This is a genomic window from Frankia sp. AgB32, from assembly GCF_023243045.1.
Lineage (GTDB): Bacteria > Actinomycetota > Actinomycetes > Frankiales > Frankiaceae > Frankia.
Genome location: NZ_JALKFX010000073.1, coordinates 1 through 16,395, shown reverse-complemented (window position 1 = coordinate 16,395; position 16,395 = coordinate 1). Strand labels below are relative to the sequence as shown.

14 protein-coding genes and 1 pseudogene are annotated in these 16,395 nt (G+C 73.2%); 7 read left to right on the top strand and 8 right to left on the bottom strand.

Annotation, left to right across the window (positions count from 1 at the left end):
• The 3 genes from dnaG to MXD60_RS18625 form a co-directional block, all read left to right on the top strand.
• The coding region (gene dnaG, locus MXD60_RS18635) for a DNA primase (protein WP_518468227.1) at nucleotides 1-916 on the top strand (916 nt) is incomplete at its 5' end.
• Nucleotides 917-956: 40 nt separating this feature from the next.
• Nucleotides 957-2,135 (top strand): RNA polymerase sigma factor, encoded by a 1,179-nt coding sequence (locus tag MXD60_RS18630; RefSeq protein ID WP_248820594.1) that lies wholly within the window; start codon nucleotides 957-959, stop codon nucleotides 2,133-2,135.
• A gap of 162 nt (nucleotides 2,136-2,297) precedes the next feature.
• Nucleotides 2,298-3,278 carry a class I SAM-dependent methyltransferase gene (locus MXD60_RS18625; RefSeq protein WP_248820593.1) on the top strand — a complete coding sequence of 327 codons (981 nt, stop codon included), beginning with the start codon at nucleotides 2,298-2,300 and terminating at the stop codon, nucleotides 3,276-3,278.
• Between the two features lie 30 nt (nucleotides 3,279-3,308).
• On the opposite strand, the gene MXD60_RS18620 is transcribed toward MXD60_RS18625, so the two are convergent.
• The 3 genes from MXD60_RS18620 to MXD60_RS18610 all read right to left on the bottom strand — a co-directional run bounded on the left by MXD60_RS18620 (nucleotide 3,309) and on the right by MXD60_RS18610 (nucleotide 7,073).
• Entirely contained in the window at nucleotides 3,309-4,370 is a 1,062-nt protein-coding gene (locus MXD60_RS18620) for a glycosyltransferase (protein WP_248820592.1), read from the bottom strand.
• Between the two features lie 56 nt (nucleotides 4,371-4,426).
• Complete coding sequence (locus tag MXD60_RS18615) at nucleotides 4,427-5,635, bottom strand: glycosyltransferase family 4 protein (protein ID WP_248820591.1); 1,209 nt, start codon at nucleotides 5,633-5,635, stop codon at nucleotides 4,427-4,429.
• 85 nt (nucleotides 5,636-5,720) lie between these two features.
• Nucleotides 5,721-7,073 (bottom strand): acyltransferase family protein, encoded by a 1,353-nt coding sequence (locus tag MXD60_RS18610; protein WP_248820590.1) that lies wholly within the window; start codon nucleotides 7,071-7,073, stop codon nucleotides 5,721-5,723.
• 196 nt (nucleotides 7,074-7,269) lie between these two features.
• On the opposite strand from MXD60_RS18610, the gene MXD60_RS18605 reads away from it, so the two are divergent.
• Nucleotides 7,270-8,043, top strand: coding sequence for a class I SAM-dependent methyltransferase (locus tag MXD60_RS18605; protein ID WP_248820589.1), 774 nt, complete (start codon nucleotides 7,270-7,272; stop codon nucleotides 8,041-8,043).
• A gap of 110 nt (nucleotides 8,044-8,153) precedes the next feature.
• Here MXD60_RS18605 and MXD60_RS18600 read toward each other — a convergent pair whose 3' ends face one another.
• Nucleotides 8,154-9,032, bottom strand: coding sequence for a glycosyltransferase family protein (locus MXD60_RS18600; protein WP_248820588.1), 879 nt, complete (start codon nucleotides 9,030-9,032; stop codon nucleotides 8,154-8,156).
• Nucleotides 9,033-9,352: 320 nt separating this feature from the next.
• Between MXD60_RS18600 and MXD60_RS18595 the strand changes: the two genes are divergently transcribed.
• The 3 genes from MXD60_RS18595 (at nucleotide 9,353) to MXD60_RS18585 (ending at nucleotide 12,689) form a co-directional block, all read left to right on the top strand.
• Entirely contained in the window at nucleotides 9,353-10,261 is a 909-nt protein-coding gene (locus tag MXD60_RS18595) for a class E sortase (protein ID WP_248820587.1), read from the top strand.
• Between the two features lie 3 nt (nucleotides 10,262-10,264).
• Entirely contained in the window at nucleotides 10,265-10,423 is a 159-nt protein-coding gene (locus MXD60_RS18590) for a hypothetical protein (protein ID WP_248820586.1), read from the top strand.
• A gap of 385 nt (nucleotides 10,424-10,808) precedes the next feature.
• Nucleotides 10,809-12,689, top strand: coding sequence for a bifunctional diguanylate cyclase/phosphodiesterase (locus MXD60_RS18585; RefSeq protein WP_248820585.1), 1,881 nt, complete (start codon nucleotides 10,809-10,811; stop codon nucleotides 12,687-12,689).
• On the opposite strand, the gene MXD60_RS18580 is transcribed toward MXD60_RS18585, so the two are convergent.
• From MXD60_RS18580 to MXD60_RS18565, 4 genes and pseudogenes are all read right to left on the bottom strand, one after another.
• The gene (locus MXD60_RS18580; RefSeq protein WP_248820584.1) at nucleotides 12,656-14,284 is read right to left on the bottom strand and encodes a Gfo/Idh/MocA family protein; all 1,629 of its coding nucleotides are present in this window, start codon (nucleotides 14,282-14,284) and stop codon (nucleotides 12,656-12,658) included. The two genes, MXD60_RS18585 and MXD60_RS18580, sit on opposite strands and share 34 nt — an antisense overlap.
• Nucleotides 14,281-15,015: an arsenate reductase/protein-tyrosine-phosphatase family protein gene (locus MXD60_RS18575; protein WP_248820583.1), complete on the bottom strand. Its 735-nt coding sequence runs from the start codon at nucleotides 15,013-15,015 to the stop codon at nucleotides 14,281-14,283. The genes MXD60_RS18580 and MXD60_RS18575 overlap by 4 nt, the downstream gene beginning before the upstream one ends.
• On the bottom strand, nucleotides 15,012-15,863 hold the full coding sequence (locus MXD60_RS18570) for a TylF/MycF family methyltransferase (protein WP_248820582.1): 852 nt from the start codon (nucleotides 15,861-15,863) through the stop codon (nucleotides 15,012-15,014). Before MXD60_RS18570 ends, MXD60_RS18575 begins: the two co-directional genes overlap by 4 nt.
• A pseudogene (locus MXD60_RS18565) lies at nucleotides 15,860-16,395 on the bottom strand (lipopolysaccharide biosynthesis protein); the annotation flags it as partial. The pseudogene MXD60_RS18565 and the gene MXD60_RS18570, both read right to left, overlap by 4 nt.

Below are 16,395 nucleotides of genomic sequence, written 5' to 3'. Positions count from 1 at the left end.
TGACGCCGCCGGGCAGAAGGCGGCCATGCGCGCCTTCGAGCACGAGGAGCGCTTCGCCACGCAGACGTTCGTCGCGGTCGAGCCCTCCGGCCTCGACCCGTGTGAACTGTGGATGCGCGGCGGCGACACGGCCGTGCGTGATCTTGTCGCCCGCCGCGTGCCGCTGGTGGAGTTCGCCCTGCGCGGCGTGCTCGGCCGCTACGACCTCGACACCAACGAGGGTCGGCTCGCGGCGCTGGACGCCGCCGCCCCGCTGGTCAGCCGGATCAAGGACGCCGGTCTTCGACACGGCTACGCGGTGAACCTGGATCGTTGGCTCGGTTTTCTCGACGAGAAGTTCGTTGCGGGCCGGGTCGCGGAGTACCGGTCCCGCGCGGGCGCGGGCACCGCCGCCGTCGCCTCCGCGTTCGGTCCGCGCCGTGCCGGTACCGTCGACCCGGTCGCGGTGGTCGAGCGGGAGGCACTCAAGCTCGCCGTTCAGTTTCCGGGACTTGCTGGTCCGATGTTCGACACGCTGGCCCCGGAGATGTTCACTGTTCCCGCGCACCGCACGGTCCGCGAGCTGATCGCGCGTCTCGGCGGTGCCAGCGGGGGTCTGGCGAGGGTCGGCGGCCTGGCCGCCTGGGTGGCCGAGGTGTCGGCGGCGGCGACGGAGGAGGAGCTGCGCCGTTTCGTCACTGCCCTGGCCGTGGAAAGGGTGTTGTGCGATCGCGATGTTGATGATCGTTATGTCGACGAGCAGATGTCACGCATACAGGAGTTGCATGTGACACGTCGGATCACCGACCTGAAGTCGCGGGTGCAGCGGCTCAACCCGGTGGTCGACGCCGAGGCCTTCAACCGTGCCTACGGTGAGCTGATCGCTTTGGAACAGCACAAGCGTCAACTCCGGGAGCGGGGCGTAGGTGCCGCGTAACCAGGGTCGATCCCGAGAAGGAAGTGACGAGATTCCGCCCATGAGTCCTACCGTCCTACCCCGCGAAGCCCAGGTGGACGAGGTCAAGGACCTCATCACCAGGGGCAAGGAGATCGGTTTCCTCACCACCGAGGACGTCTCGGTCGCCATTCAGGCGGCGGAGCTGCCCCCGGAGCAGGCCGAGACGGTCCTGCAGGTGCTCAATGACGAGGGCATCGAGGTGCTGGAGGCGGGGGGTGAAAGCCCCGACGAGGCAGATCTCCTCGCCCGGCGCCGCCGCGAGGAGGAGGAGCTTGCGCTCAAGGCGCCGACCTCCGACCCGGTACGGATGTACCTCAAGGAGATCGGTAAGGTCCCGCTGCTCACCGCGGAGGAGGAGGTCGACCTCGCCAAGCGGATCGAGGCCGGTCTGTTCGCCTCCGAGAAGCTCGCGGTGGCGACGAAGAAGACCTCCCCGCAGATGCGGCGGGATCTCGAAGCGATCGAGCGTGACGGTCAGATCGCGAAGCGCAAGCTGGTCGAGGCCAACCTGCGCCTGGTCGTCTCGATCGCGAAGCGCTACGTCGGCCGCGGCATGCTGTTCCTGGACCTCATCCAGGAGGGCAACCTCGGTCTGATCCGCGCGGTCGAGAAGTTCGACTACACCAAGGGCTACAAGTTCTCGACCTACGCCACGTGGTGGATCCGGCAGGCGATCACCCGCGCCATCGCCGATCAGGCGCGCACGATCCGCATCCCCGTGCACATGGTCGAGACGATCAACAAGCTGATCCGCATCCAGCGGCAGCTCCTCCAGGACCTCGGCCGCGAGCCGAGCCCGGAGGAGATCGCCAAGGAGATGGATCTGACGCCGGACAAGGTCCGGGAGATCCTGAAGGTCTCCCAGGAGCCGGTCTCGCTGGAAACTCCCATCGGCGAGGAGGAGGACTCGCACCTCGGCGACTTCATCGAGGACTGCGACGCCGTCGTCCCCGTCGACGCGGCGAGCTTCATCCTTCTGCAGGAGCAGCTCGACTCGGTGCTGCACACCCTCTCCGACCGGGAGAAGAAGGTCATCCAGCTCCGCTTCGGCCTGACCGACGGTCACCCGCGGACGTTGGAGGAGGTCGGGCGTGAGTTCGGCGTGACCCGGGAGCGGATCCGGCAGATCGAGTCGAAGACCCTCTCGAAGCTGCGCCACCCTTCCCGCTCGCAGAAGCTTCGCGACTACCTGGAGTAGAACGGCCGGCGCGACCACCCGGTCGTTGACCCTAGGTGTTCGCATTAATACTCTTGGTTAGCGCTGGGCCTCCTCGCCTTCGATCTCTGTGGTCGATCGAAGGTCGTTGGTCCCGCGCGCGGCGACACGTTCGGTGTCGCCTGCGGCCGAGAGGATGCGGGCATGGCTGGCAGGGGATCCACCGTCGAGCGTCGGTTCCGATCCCTGGCGGGGTTCGCGATGGCCGCGGCCGGCGCGCAGAACTTTCTCGGTGCCCGCTGGGTGCCGGCGGTCCTGGCCGCGACCCCGGCCCGGCGCCGTCCCCAGATGGCGCTGCGCCTGCTCGCCTGGAGTCCGCACTACTTCCAGCCGGGTGAGCACGACCGCGACGCGGCGGCCGAGCGCAACCGCCGGTCCCGGCAGACGCTCGCCCAGGACCTTCTTGGGCGTTACCTGCGCACGGACGACGATGTCCTCGACGTGGGCTGCGGCCCCGGCTACCTGGCCGCTGCCGTGGCGCCCCGCGTCCACGCGGTGACCGCCGTCGATGTCTCCCGGGGAGTGCTGGCCTGCGCCCGGGTGCTGAACCCGGCGCAGAACCTGGAATACCTCACCGTCGAGGAGTTTCTCCGTACCGGGCATGACGTCGACGTCGTCTACTCCATCGCCGTCGTGCAGCACCTCACCGACGGGGTGTTCGCACGGGCGCTGCGCGACTGGCACGCCGCGCTGCGGCCGGGTGGGCGGCTGCTCGTCCACGTGGTCGTCGACGACCCGGGTTGGCGGACGGAGGCGCAGTGGCGCGCCGAGCGCGGCCTCGCCGGACGGGCGAAGATGCGCTTCGCGCTGAACTGCTTCGGCCGCAGCACCGCACAGGTCCGCCGGCTCGCCACCGACGCCGGCTTCGGCGAACTCGACCTGGTGCCGTTGTCCGCGATGGTCGACGTCGACGACGATGTGGTCGGCCAGCACCTGCTCGTGGGTCGCCGTCTCGACGTGGCGGCGGCGCCGACGCCCTCGCGCGGACTTGCCGTGGGCGCGCCCACCCAGCCGCAACCGGTCGACAGCTTCGCCGCGGGCCAGGCCGCCCACAGCCAGTCCGCGTATGATCACGCCGGTCTGCAACCGACCACGCTGGCGGCGGACGCCGAGGGCACGCGCTGAGTTTCGCGCCGTCGCCCCGGGCCCTGCCGCTCAGCGGCCGGCGTCGGCGCCGAGCAGGAGATCGAAGTAGGGACCGCGGGCGAACAGGCCGCTCTGGTCCGCCTTGAGATCGACAGTCAGTGCGCCGTACAGCGCGGCGGCGATCTCCGGACCGTTTTCCCGCTGGTAGCCGACCAGCGCCGGCCCGGCGATCTCGCGGTTGTGCGGGCTGTCCAGCGCGACCACGGGCACGCCCATCATCCGGCCCTCGGCCAGCGGATAGCCGAAGGACTCCAGCACGGACGGGAAGTAGATCGCGTCGCAGCGGGCCATCAGCTCGGTGACGGCGGACGGGGGGTGCCCGCCGCCGACGAGCCGCAGGCGGGGATGGTGCGCCACCGCCGGATCCTCGATCTGCGCTGTGCTTCCGGTGACGGTCAGGGTGGCGTCGATGCGGTGCGGCGCGGCGGCGAGGATGTCCAGCGCGGCGAGCCCCGCCCGCAGCCGTCGGGTCACCAGTTTCTGCGGCAGGATGATCAACGGGCAGAGGATGTCGACCGCCGCCGGGCGGCTGCCCCGCTCCCGGCGTTCGTCGGCGCGGGCCCGCCGCACCGCCGGGTCCGGTGGGGTCACCGGGTTGAACGCCACGACCACCCGGTCGCGCAGGGCCGGGGCGACGCGGCACACCCGCTCGGCCATGCTCGTCGACGGCACGAACACGCGGTCGGCCCGGCGCATCGCCGCCCACACGACCGGCACCTGCGCGTGCACGGCGGGGCTGATCCGCCGACCGAGCTCGCGGACCTCGTCCCAGCCGAGGAACTGCTGGGCGCCGTGCAGCAGGACGCTGCGCTCCCGGCCGACGGTCACGAACGAGACGTTGTTCAACGCCAGGGCCAGCGTCCGCTCGCGCCGGCGGTCGTCGGCGAACTCCCGGCGCAGCAGCCAGGACGCGGTCAGCGGCCGGTCGCGGCCGATCACCCGCGGTCGCGGGTGCTTCCGGTCCCGCAGGTAGAGATCGAATTCGTCCAGCAGGCGTTTGGCGCCGCCGACACGTGCTCCGGCGCAGTCGACGAGCACGCTGCCCTCGTTCGCCTGGGAACTGTTCGCCATGGGCCGGTTCGCCATGGGACCGGGGGTCACGGGGTCGGTGGTCACGGGGTCGGTGGTCACGGGGTCGGCGAGGGGGCGGCGGCGGCGCGGGGGCGACTGCGGGGGGCGGGGGGCCCGGGCCTGGGGGCGGGGAGTTCGGTGCGGTCGGCGGTGGGCGGTCGGCCGGTCAGGGCGGTGCACACGAGCCGGATGTAGTCGTCCGGGCGGGTCGCGGCCTCGGCCCACTCGGCGGCTCGCCGCCCGGTGCGGGCCAGCCGGGCCCGGTCGGCGAGCATCCCGCGCAGCACCTCGGCGAGGGCCGCGGCCGACTCGTCGACGGGTGTCTGGCCGGTGACGCCGTCCTGGTAGGCGTCGTGGCTGCCGCCGGAAGCGGGGCCGACCACCGCGCAGCCGGCGAGCTGGGCCTCCAGCAGCACGATGCCGTAGCCCTCGCCGCTGGCCTGCGGGCCGCGGGTGCGGGTTCGGGTACACAGGACGAACAGGTCCGCGGTGGCGTAGAGGCGGGCGAGTTCGTCGTCGGTCGGCGACTCGACCAGCTCGGTGTCCTCGGCCGCGCTGACCAGCTCGTGCAGCGCGCCCGGCGCGGGCCCCTGGCCGGCGAGGACGAGGCGGACCGGGCCGAGTTCGGCGCGCACGGCCGCGACCGCTTCCAGCAACGCGGCGGCGCCCTTGCCGGCCCAGTCGGCAAGCCGGAAGACGCTGAGCATCGTCGGCACCGGCGGCAGCGGCCGGCGCCGGCTGGCCTCGCCGAGCAGCGTCGTGCGCCACGCCGGTGAGATGCCCGGCGGCAGGATCGGGGCGAGTCCCACGGTGGACAGGGCACCCGCGCTGTACGAGCTGATGGTGATCGGGTGCAGCAGGGGGTCGGCCCGCAGGATGGCGCGGTCGGCTGCCCGCATGCTCCAGATGTCCGTGCCGTAGAAGAGCACCGGCCCGAACCTCGCCCGGGTCAGCCGCATCGCGGCGGACGCGAGGGGGATGAGGTTGGCGTGCCCGGTCACGACGCTGTCCGCCGGGCCGAAACGGCGGGCGGCGTCGAGGGCCCGCAGCGCGAATCGGGCCCGGGCGCCGGCGGTGAGCTCGGTGCCCGGGGCCAGCATGTCGATCCGCGCCAGCTCGGCTCCGCCCGCCCGCAGCGTCTCCTCGACGGTGGTGAGGTAGCGCTCGATGCCGCCGCCGAGCCCGCGGGAGACGGTCAGCAGCAGGACGCGGGCGGGCTGGTCGGGAGCCGCTGCGAGAGGAGGGAGACGGCGAGGAAGCTGCACGATGGGTGATGTTAATCTTTCTCTTGGTGTCCGTCGCGCCTTGGGTGGTGTGTCACCGTCACCATTGGCTTCCGCGTGGGTCCTGTCAGGGACCTTCGGTGGCCGCACGCGCGGCGTTCGCCACGGGGGCGGGCTCCGGAACGGCTGGCGCCGCCCGTTGCCGGCCCCGCCGGTGCAGGCCGCGGCGCGACCGATCGGCCGCGTCGGGCCGGCGCGGGCGAGGCGACTTGCGGCGAAGCGCCGGCGCCTCCACGGCGAACCAGCTCGCCGTGGCGCATGCCACCGTCGCCGCGACGGTCACCGGCAGGTAGGCGATGAGGCCCGCGTGGTGCAGGCCGTACACGGCGGCGAGCTGCTGGATCGGAAAGCCGTAGATGTACAGCCCGTAGGAGAGGTCGTGGCGGGCGCCGAGTCGCCGCAGCGGCAGCCGGACGCCCAGGTACACGCACAGGTAGGCCAGCGGCAGCGCCGAGATCAGCGGCTGGTCCTGGAGGTAGAAGGAGCCGACGAACACGGCTCCGGCGATCGTGGCGATCCGACCCGAGAGCGGGATGCGCTCCGCGTACAGGCACATCAGGGTGCCGGCCAGGAAGTTCAGCGTGAAGCGGGCCATGTCCGCGGAGAACCGGGCCGGCAGGGTGCCGGGCGGGCCGAACGCCTCGATGATCGACAGGCCCAGTGCGATGGCCCCGATGGCGAGGACCGGCCGGCGGCGCAGCAGACCGACCACGGCGAGCAGCGTGATGCCGACGTAGCACTGAACCTCCCACCACAGGGACCACAGCGAGCCGTCCCAGGCGAGCGGCATGCCGGTGCCCGGCGCCGGGAAGAAGGTGCCTTGGGGGGTCCCGGCAATGTCGTAGAAACGCATCCTGACCAGCGCGTTGTCGGTGACGTACCGCAGCGCGCCGTGGGCCCCGGTGATCGGGTAGTCGCGCAGCGAGCCGTGCACGTGCCACCAGCCCATCGGCGCGAGGACGAAGGCGACCACGAGCAGGCAGACCCAGAAGCCGGGCAGGATGCGCAGCGCCCGGTGCCGCAGGAAGCGCCGGATCGTCAACCGGGTCGCGCTGCGCGTGACCAGCAGACCGCTGATGGCGAAGAACCCGTCGAGGGCGACCGCGTCGTACTCGTGGCGGCCGAGTGCCGGGGTGTGGTGGCCGCTGAGGGCGAGTCCGTGCAGGAGCAGCACGATCCACGCGAACAGCAGGCGGATCGCGCCGAGGCTGTTCGGACCCGTGAAGATCACCTCGAGGGTCTGTCGGGGCGGCTCGGTCGCGGGTGGGACGGGCTGGTGGCCGCGGCGGGGCCGCGGGATTAGTCGCGACAGGCCGCTCTCGGTCGACGTTGGGCCCGCCGCCGTGCGCTGATCAGGGTCTCCCGCCGGCGAGCCGCCGGTGGTGGGAACGTTCCTGGGCGCGGGGTTGCCCGGTTCCATGAAGCCTCCTTCAAGGCTGATGAGGGCCGACGGCGGACCCGGGGCGGGTCGACGAGTCTGCGTCACGTAGGGGTTACTCTGTGTGTCTGTTGGGGCTCGTGTGTGCGGTCGGGGGCTACGTACCTCGCCGCCGGCGGCCAGCGCGCGGGTGACCGTGCCGGGTAGGGCGACGCCAGGTGGCGGCAGGGAGTCGGACATGGAAATCGATCTTCGGTATCGCAACGGCGGCAATCCCGATCTGCTCGAGCTGATCGACATCCGGCCGGGCCGGGCGCTCGACTGCGGCTGCGGCGCGGGCGACAACGCGCGGCTGCTGCGGGAACGGGGCTGGCGCGTCACCGGGGTCACGATCGACACCTCGGAGCGGGCGGCCGCCGGGCGGGAGTGCGAGCAGGTGGAGCTCGCCGACCTGGCCCACGGCCTGCCGTTCGCCCCGGACGGCAGCTACCAGCTGGTGCTGCTGTCCCACATCCTGGAGCACCTGGCCGATCCGGTGCCGTTGCTGGCCGAGGCCCGCCGGGTGCTCGCGCCGGGCGGCCGCATCCTGGTGGCGCTGCCCAACGTGCTGCACTACCGCCAGCGCGCCCAGTTCGTCCTCGGCCGCTTCGAATACACCGACACCGGCCTGATGGACGCCACCCACCTGCGCTTCTACACCGTCGACTCGGCACGGCGGCTGCTGGCCGACGGCGGTCTGCGGATCGTCGCCGCGACGACCACCGGCGGCCTGCCGTGGTGGCGCGGCCGCGAGTTCCTGCCGTCGGCCTGGGTGCGCGCCGCGGACCGCCGGGCACTCGACCGGCTGCCGAACCTGTGCGCGTGGCAGTCGCTGTTCCTGGCCGCGCCGGCCAGGCCCGCGGTGCTGGCCGGGCCCGCCGGGCCCGCCGTCCGCGCGGCCGTCGTGCCGGGCCCGGGGGAGCGTCGTGAGCAGGCGACGTCGGCACGGGTGCCGGCCGCCCGCGACCGTTAGGCCGTGGCCGGGCTGACCGGCACCGCCGCGCCGGCGGTGCCGGGTCGGCCGGCGCCCCGCGGCGCGACGGGGCGAGCCGGGGCCGGCACGGGGCGGGGCCGGCGGGCGGGCTACCGCCACGAGGTCCACTGGGCCGCCCGCGGCTCGTCGACGAGGGGCTCGCCGGGCGGTGGCAGTCGTCCGAGCCCGTCGGCCAGTCCGTGCCGGACCAGCGCGGAGGTCGCGAGACCGCGCCCGCGCACCAGGTCCAGCAGCACCGTGCGGGGCAGCACCACCGCCGCGGTGCTCGCGGCCGCCAGCGCGGTGCGCAGCCGCCAGCCCCGGATCCGGGTGAACCAGAGCCGGTTGCGCACGATGTAGTAGGCGTTGCCGCGCCGGGGGATCGTGGTGCTGCCGGTGTGCCAGGCGCGGCTCGGACTGAGCACGACGCTCCAGCCGGCGTCCCTGACCCGGTAGCAGAAGTCGACGTCCTCGAAGCCGAGGAAGTACCGGCCGTCGAACGGTACCCGCCGCAGTACCTCGGCCTTGATGAACATCACCGCGCCGGTGACCCAGTCCGCCTCGCAGGGCCGGTCCTGGGGTGGACGCCGCGCGCGGGGCGCGGTGAGGACCGGGCTCAGCTTCGCCGAGCCGGACTGCAGGCCGTCGCCGTTGACCAGGGTGGGCGCCACCACGCCGATGTTCGAACCCGCGAGCAGGTCGAGGCAGATACGGATGGTCGCCTCGTCGATGCGGATGTCGTTGTTGACCAGAAGGTAGGACTCGGCTTCCGGATAGTCCCTGGCGGCGAGCTGGAAGCCGCCGCCGAAGCCGAGGTTGCGCGGCGGCAGCAGCCAGGCGGTGCCCGTCGGCAGCTCGGCCGGCCGGGGCGAGCCGTCATTCGCGACCACGCTCACCTGGGCGATCGACGGGCAGGACTCCAGCCGTTCGGCGACGTCGACGGTGGGCGCGGGCGGGCCCCAGTGGACGATGACGGCCACGGTTTTCATTCGGCCCCCTGACTCGGTCAGTGGCGTGGACCGAGGCGCGGAAGTAATCCCTCCGTGCTCGATTGGGTGCTCAGAGTAACAAAATCGTCTCACTGGGTGAGGCAAGGTGAAGGTGTTGGTGCCGCGCGTCGCCCGCGCTGGGGCGATGCCGGACCGGGTTGTCACTTAAAGTATCGATCTCATGTCATAGTGTGGTCGTGGCTGATCCATCGTCTGTCCCCGCGGCACGGGACGAGCAGGGAAACCCGACTGGCGGGACGCCGGAAGGCCCTCGTGTCGACCCTGCTGGCGCTCGACACCCGGGCGAGGTGCCCGCCGCGGTGCCAACCGCCCGCGACTCGCCCGATCCGCCCCTGTCCGCTGATGCGGCGGTGGCGTCCGGCGCGCCTGGTGTGGCGCTCCCGGTCGCGTCCGGCGGCGACGTCGACCCGCCGACCGTGGCCGTGCCGGCCTGGACGGTCGCCGAGGGGGCGGCGGCTACGGAGGTGGCGGCTACGGAGGTGGCGGCTACGGAGGTGGCGGCCGGACCCCGCCGGGGTCGGTCGCTGGCCGGGCGGCTCGCGCGTGGCCTGGGCGAGCTGCTGATGACGGCCGGCATCCTGGTGGCGCTGTTTCTGACCTACCAGCTCTGGGTGACCGACCTGTTCGCCGAGCGGACCCAGGATCACCTGCACCAGCAGCTCGTGGAGGCATGGCACAAGCCGCCGCCGGCCCCGGCGCCCGCCGGTGACCGCGCTCGGCCGGTCATCCCGCCGGTGGAGCTCGGGGACGGGGTGGCGATCCTGCGGGTGCCCCGGTTCGGGTCGGACTACGCGCCGGTCGTCGTCGAGGGTGTGGCTGTCGCCGACCTGCGCCGAGGGCCTGGTCACATGCCCGGTACGGCGATGCCCGGCCAGGTCGGAAACTTCGTTGTCTCGGGCCATCGGACCACGTATGGAAAGCCCTTTAATCGTATTGACGAACTAAAGACAGGCGATCCGCTCGTCGTCGAGGTTCGAGACCGTTACTACACCTATCGGGTCACCGGCTCCGAGGTTGTGACCCCGAATCGGATTGACGTGGCCGACCCGGTGCCGAAACGGCCCGGGGTGACACCAACCAAGAGTCTCATCACCTTGACAACCTGTCATCCAAAATTCTCCGCAAGCCATCGACTGATCGTGTACGGGGAGCTGGTGGATACCACGGCGAAGTCCGCCGGCCTGCCTGCGGCCCTCAAGGGGGAGTGAGCGATGTACGCCTGGCTCTACTATCACCTTCCCGGGCCTCGCGGGCTGCGACCGGTGGTGGCGGCCCTGCTGGTACTGGCACTGGTGGCGCTGCTGATGTTCGTGGTGTTCCCCGCGGTGGAGTCGGTGCTGCCCGGCGGGAAAGTTACTCTCAGTAACTAAATGGTTCTTTGAACGCCGTTTCGGCCGCCTGGTTCCCTGTTCTCTCTGGCGGTGGTGCGGCAAAATATCCGAAATTGACCGGACGTTCCCTTTCTTGCTCGTCGCTGGAAAGGTTCGGCGACCGATGCCTGTACCTCGCCAATCCGTCGGGGCCGCACCGAGCGCGGCGGAAAGTCTGGCATCGGATACCCTGCGAACTGGGCGGCGTTACGCTCGCATAGTGTGGGGATCGGTGCGTGGTGAGGCTCTGGGTGTAGACGGTCGGGTGCCTGAGGTTGGGCACCGGATGTGCCGAGACAGCCCATCCCGGCCGACCCGCGGGCATGGCGTAAGGCCATTGGGGGATCGTCTCCGGGGGAATTCGATGAATGGGCGGGATCGGATAGTGCGTCGTTCGGTTATGCGCGTCGACAGCGCGGGACGGGTGCCGGAAAGCCCGCCCGCGCCACATCGCGAGACCGGCGGCGGTCCCGCGGCACCCGAGCCTGGCCGATGCCGCCACCCCGCGGTGCGGCCCGGCCGCTCGGCGCTGCGCCGATGGGCGGGGCTGACCGCGCTCGTCGGGACGGCGCCGCTGGTCGGCTGCGCCGGGCGGGGGCATTTACCGGGAGTCAGTGGCGTCCTGACGGGCCTGCTCACCGCGGTGCTGGCCGCGGCCGCGATCACCTCCGCCACCCGCGCCGGCCGGCGGCGGGCCGCCGGCGCGTCCGCTGGCCCGGTCGCCCGTGCGGTGCGCGGCCCTCGTCGGCACCGGTGCGCCGGGGTCGACGAGCTCACCGGCCTGGCCGACCGCCGCCGCTTCCTGGACACCGGTGGCCGCTGCCTGGCGGGCGGCGGCCACCGGGTGCGCGGGGCGGCGCCGGTGGCCTTGCTGCTGCTCGACCTCGACCGGATGCGCGACATCAACCAGGCCCTGGGCCACGAGCTGGGCGACCAGTTGCTCGTCACGGTCGGGCGGCGCCTGCGCGCCGAGCTGCCCGCCGCCACCGTGCTCGCCCGCGTCGACGGGGACGCGTTCGCCGTGCTGCTGCGCGGCGCCGCCGCCGACCGGGCCGAGTCGTTGGCCGCGCGCCTGCGCGCGGTGCTGGCCGAACCGGTCGTGCTCGCGGCCATCCCGGTGCGCCCGGACGTCAGCGTTGGCATCGCGCACGCGCCGCAGCACGGGCGCACCTCGGCGGAGCTGCTGCGCCACGCCGAGGAGGCGATGCACGCCGCCAAGCGCTCCCGCGCCGGTCAGGCTGTCTACGCTCCCTCGCCGCCGCCGGTCAACCGGGCGCGCCTGCTGCTGCGCGCCGAGGTGCGCCAGGCCCTCGACCGCGGTCAGATCGAGCTGAGCTACCAGCCCAAGGCCGACCTGCGCAGCGGGCGGATCAGCGGCGTCGAGGCGCTCGTCCGGTGGCGGCACCCGGTCGACGGGATGCGCCAGCCCGATGCCTTCCTCCCCGAGATCGACCGCGCGGGCCTGATGCCGAAACTCACCATGCACGTGCTTGAGCTGGCGCTGGCCGACTGCGCGCGCTGGCGCGCCCGGGGGGCGACGCTCACGGTCTCGGTCAACGTCCCCGCCTCCGTGATCATCGATCGCGGCTTCGTCGGCGTGGTGCGCGCGGCCCTCGCCCGGCATCGGTTGCCGTCCTCGGCGCTGGTCATCGAACTGACGGAGGACACCCACCTCGAGGCCCGGGAGGCCGCCCGGTGGACCCTCGCCGGGCTGCGGCGTTTCGGCGTGCGGGTCAGCCTCGACGACTACGGCACGGGCTTCTGCACGCTGACCTACCTTCGGGAACTGCCCGCGGACGAGGTGAAGCTCGACCGCACGTTCCTGCGTGACCTCGACCGCGACCCGGCGGCCGCCGAGATCGTCCGGTCCACGGTCTCCCTCGCCCACGCGCTGCGGCTGCGCATCGTCGCCGAAGGCGTCGAGACCCAGCGGTCCTGGCAGACCCTCGCCGGCTGGGAATGCGACGAGGTGCAGGGCTTCTTCGTCTCGGGGCCGATGGCCGGCGACCGGGTCGTCGGCTGGTTGCGGGAATGGGCCGCACCCGCGGCCCTGCCGGCACCGACCCTCGCCATGACGGCCCCGGCGAACGCGCTTCCGGCGACGATGGCCTGGATGCCGGCGGAGTCGGTGCCGGTAGGGATGCCGGTGGGGATGGTCGCGTCGGGCACCGGCGCGGACGACCCGGACGCCCGGCAGTCGCCGCTGCTCGGCGCGGGTCGCTGGCCGACCGGCTACCGGGTGGCGGCCGACCGGGCCGCTTCCTGACCGGCCGCGGTCGTGTCCAGGTCGAGGGTCAGTTCCGCCACGGCGCGGATCTCCCGGGCGTCCTGCCCGGGATCGCCGGCGACGATCCGGGCGCAGATGTCCCGGTACATCGCCGGGTAGCTGTCGAGCCGGTTGACCCGGCGTCGGCGCAGGATCCGCGCGCCGGCCTCGGCCGTGTAGCGGGCGCCGTCGACGATGGTCACGGTGACGCCGTTCGCCCGCAGCTCGGTGTGTTCCCGCAGGCCGAAGCGGCTGCCGCCGGCACTGGTCAGCATCAGCGACAGCACCGCGTCGTTCGCGAGTTCGACGTAGACGGTGAAGGTGCCGCCGCGGGCTGCGGTCACCGTGGACCGGCGCACCGGCGCGAAGTCGTTCAGCCACAGGAAATGGTCGATCCAGTGGCAGCCGTTGCTCACCAGCCGGGTGCGCGACGCCGGCCACCGGTACCAGTGCCGGGCCGGCAGTGGCTCCTCGAACACGACCGCGCTGTAGAGCATCGGCTCGCGGCCGCGGTCGAGTCCGAGGTCGGCCCGTAGCCAGGCGTTCAGCGGGGAGTGCCGCCGCTGGAAGCAGGCGAACAGCCGGCCGCCGGTGTCGACGAGCTTCGTCAGCTCGTCGAGATCCTCCGCGGTGGTCACCACCGGCTTCTCCACGACGGCCACCGCGCCGCGGCGCAGCGCGCCCACGGCCAGGGGGGCGTGGGTGTGGTGGTAGCCGGCGATGAGGACGACGTCCGTCGGTTCGTCGTCGCGGGGAACGGGGGAGGTGTCCCAGGCCCACCGGTGGGTGCGCCGCGCGCCGATCTGGCACGGGTCGATCTCGTGCACGCAGCGCAGGTCCAGGTGGTCCCGGACGTGCGGAACGATCTGGGTCTTGGCGTAGTGGCCGAGCCCGAACAGCGTGGCGGTCGGTCGGCTGGTGCCGGCCGGCGGGCCCGGCCGCCGACGGTCGTGGGTGGCGACCGGGCTGTGGCCGCCGAGCAGACGATCGTCCGGCCGCGGCCCCCGCCACTCCGCGGCGAGCCAGGCGGCGAGTCGGTCGACGACGGCTGGGTCCAGGGTGGCGCCGGCCAGCGGCGACCAGCCGATCAGCGTCTCGTCGACGGCCGGCGGGGCGCTCGCCGGGCGGGCCCGGTAGACGAGCGGCCCCGGTGGGGAGCGGTGCCCGCGGGCGAGCGGGCGCAGCAGGCGGGGATCGAGCACGACCCGCTCCATGCAGGCGGGATGACAGGGCGCGACGAAGGCGACCGCCGCCCCGGTGCCGAACGCGGCGTCCCGCGCCGGCGCGGCGCCAGGACCACGGTCGCCGCCGACAGCGGCCGGGTCCGCGTCGACGACCACGCCCAGGCCGATGCCGACGTAACGGCGATTGCGATCCCGCTCCCGCAGCCGGCTCGCGGCCTTGCGGGTCACCGCGCGCACCCCGAACTCCCGGGTGTAGGCGGCCAGCGCCCGGGAGCCGCCGGCGCGGACGAAGTACTGGCCGTCCGCCGGGCCCAGCGTGATCCAGACCGTCGGCCGTACCCGCACGAGCCCGCCGACCACGGTCTCGTCCAGGTAGCCGTTCGACCAGCGCCCGGCGACGAGGATCCTCATCCCTGCGCCGGTTCCACGCCGCCGGGCAGGGCCGAGGCGCGCAGCCCGACCTGGGCGAGTCGCTCGAGGTCGGGCCGCGCCGCGCGTGCCGAGGTCGGCCGCCGCGGCGCCGGCACGGCCCGCCAGGCCTGACAGGCGCGGGCCAGCAGGGACAGCGGGCCCGCCAGCGCGTCGTCGATCATCGTTGCGCAGGCCTCGAACTTGTCCCGGCTCTGGCCCACCGGGTCGCTGAGGTCGTCCAGGGCGGCTGGCACCATCCGGCCCGCTCCCCGCGCGCGCCACGCCTCGGCGGCCAGCGCCTCGCCGACGAGGCGCAGCTGGCCCGTCGGCAGGTCGCCGCCCCGGACCCCGGAGGTCAGCCGGCTGAACTCGCGCATGGTGAAGGTCCGGCGCAGCGCCCGGGGGGCGAGGCCGACGACCTCCGAACGGTGCTCCCGGGTCGCGGTCAGTACCAGGTCGCTCGCCTCGACCAGGTCCGCGGTCAACGGCCGGGCCCGGAACTCCGCCGGGTCGAAACCCCGGGCGTGCAGCAGTGCCGCCGCGTGCGGATGCATCGGGTCGTCCGGCTGCGCGGCGATCCCGGCACTGTGGATCAGCAGCCGGCTGGCCGGATCGGGCGGGTTGGCCGGGAAGTGCGCGGCGGCCAGGTGCTGGGCCATCGGTGAGCGGCACAGGTTGCCGGTGCAGACCATGAGGACCGTCCACGGGCCGGTCCGGGGGGCGCCGCTCATGACTGCCGCGTGGTGGTGTTGCGCCGCCAGTACACGCCGGTCCAGTCGACGTCGACGACCGGTTCGCCGATGCCGTGGACGGCGCGGTAGTCGTCGACGGCCGCCCGGCAGCCGGGCACCGCCCCGTAGTCGTCGACGATGCAGAAACCGCCGGGGGACAGCTTCGGGTACAGGGCCTCGAGCGCGTCGATGGTGCTCTCGTACATGTCGCCGTCGAGGCGCAGCACGGACAGCGCCTCGATCGGTGCCGTCGGCAGCGTGTCGCGGAACCAGCCGGGCAGGAACCGGACCTGGTCGTCGAGCAGGCCGTAGCGGCGGAAGTTGTCCCGTACCTGGTCGGCGGAGATGGCGAGGGCGGACTGTTCGTGGTGGCGGTCGCCGGTGTCGGCCGCGTACCGCGGGTCGGGTGCCGGCAGGCCCGCGAACGAGTCGGCCACCCAGACCGTCCGGTCGCCGTCGCCGTGCGCGGCGAGCACGCCGCGCATGAGGATGCACGCCCCGCCGCGCCAGACGCCGGTTTCGATCAGGTCGCCCGGGACGTCGTCCCGCAGCACCTGCTCGACACATTCCTGCAGGTTGCGCATCCGCCGCTCGCCGGTCATGGTGTGCGCGAGGCGCGGCCAGTCCCGGCCCTCGCCGCGGGCGTCCGGCGAGGTCCGCCGGACGATCTCCATGCCGCGGCGCTGGACGGCGCGGGACACGAGCCGGGGGGCTCGTCCGCGCGGCTCCCACACGCTGCCGTCCCCGCCGTCCCACAGGGAGAACGTCAGCGTCGAACGGAGCAGGTCGAGATAGCGCGTCGTGGTGTCGGGCAGGTTGCGCCGGGGAACGGCAGGCGTCGTGGTCATTGTCGCTCCTGGAGGGGGAGGCGCTCCTGCGCGGAACGGATCTCCTGGTCGGGGGCGGGAAGGGCGGGCGTGGCCTCGGCCGGCCGGCGCGGGCCGGGGATGCGGGCCGCGTCGGCCGACGGCGGTGCGCCAGGTCGGCCGGCGCGGGTGAGCAGTCGGGAGCAGGCGACGTAGAGCGCCGCGGCCGAGGCCGTGTAGGTGGCGCCGGAGACCGCGGCGACCGCCGGCAACTCGCCGAGGCGCAGCGCGAACGCGAGCCCCAGCACCGTTGCCAACGCGACCGGGACCTGTACCGCCAGCACCGAACGGGCGGACCGGAAGCCGAGCAGCACGTGGATGAGCAGGTAGTCCACGGCCTGCGGGATGGCGGCCAGGACGAGGATGCGGGTGGTCGTCGTCGCGCTGGCGAACTCGGCCCCGTAGACGATCCGGATGCCCACCGGCGCGAGCATCGCCACCGGCGTGGGGGGCGCCCGGGCGGCCGGCGCCGGGGCGCCCCCCCCCCCCCCCCCCCGGGGGCCCCCCCGCCCCC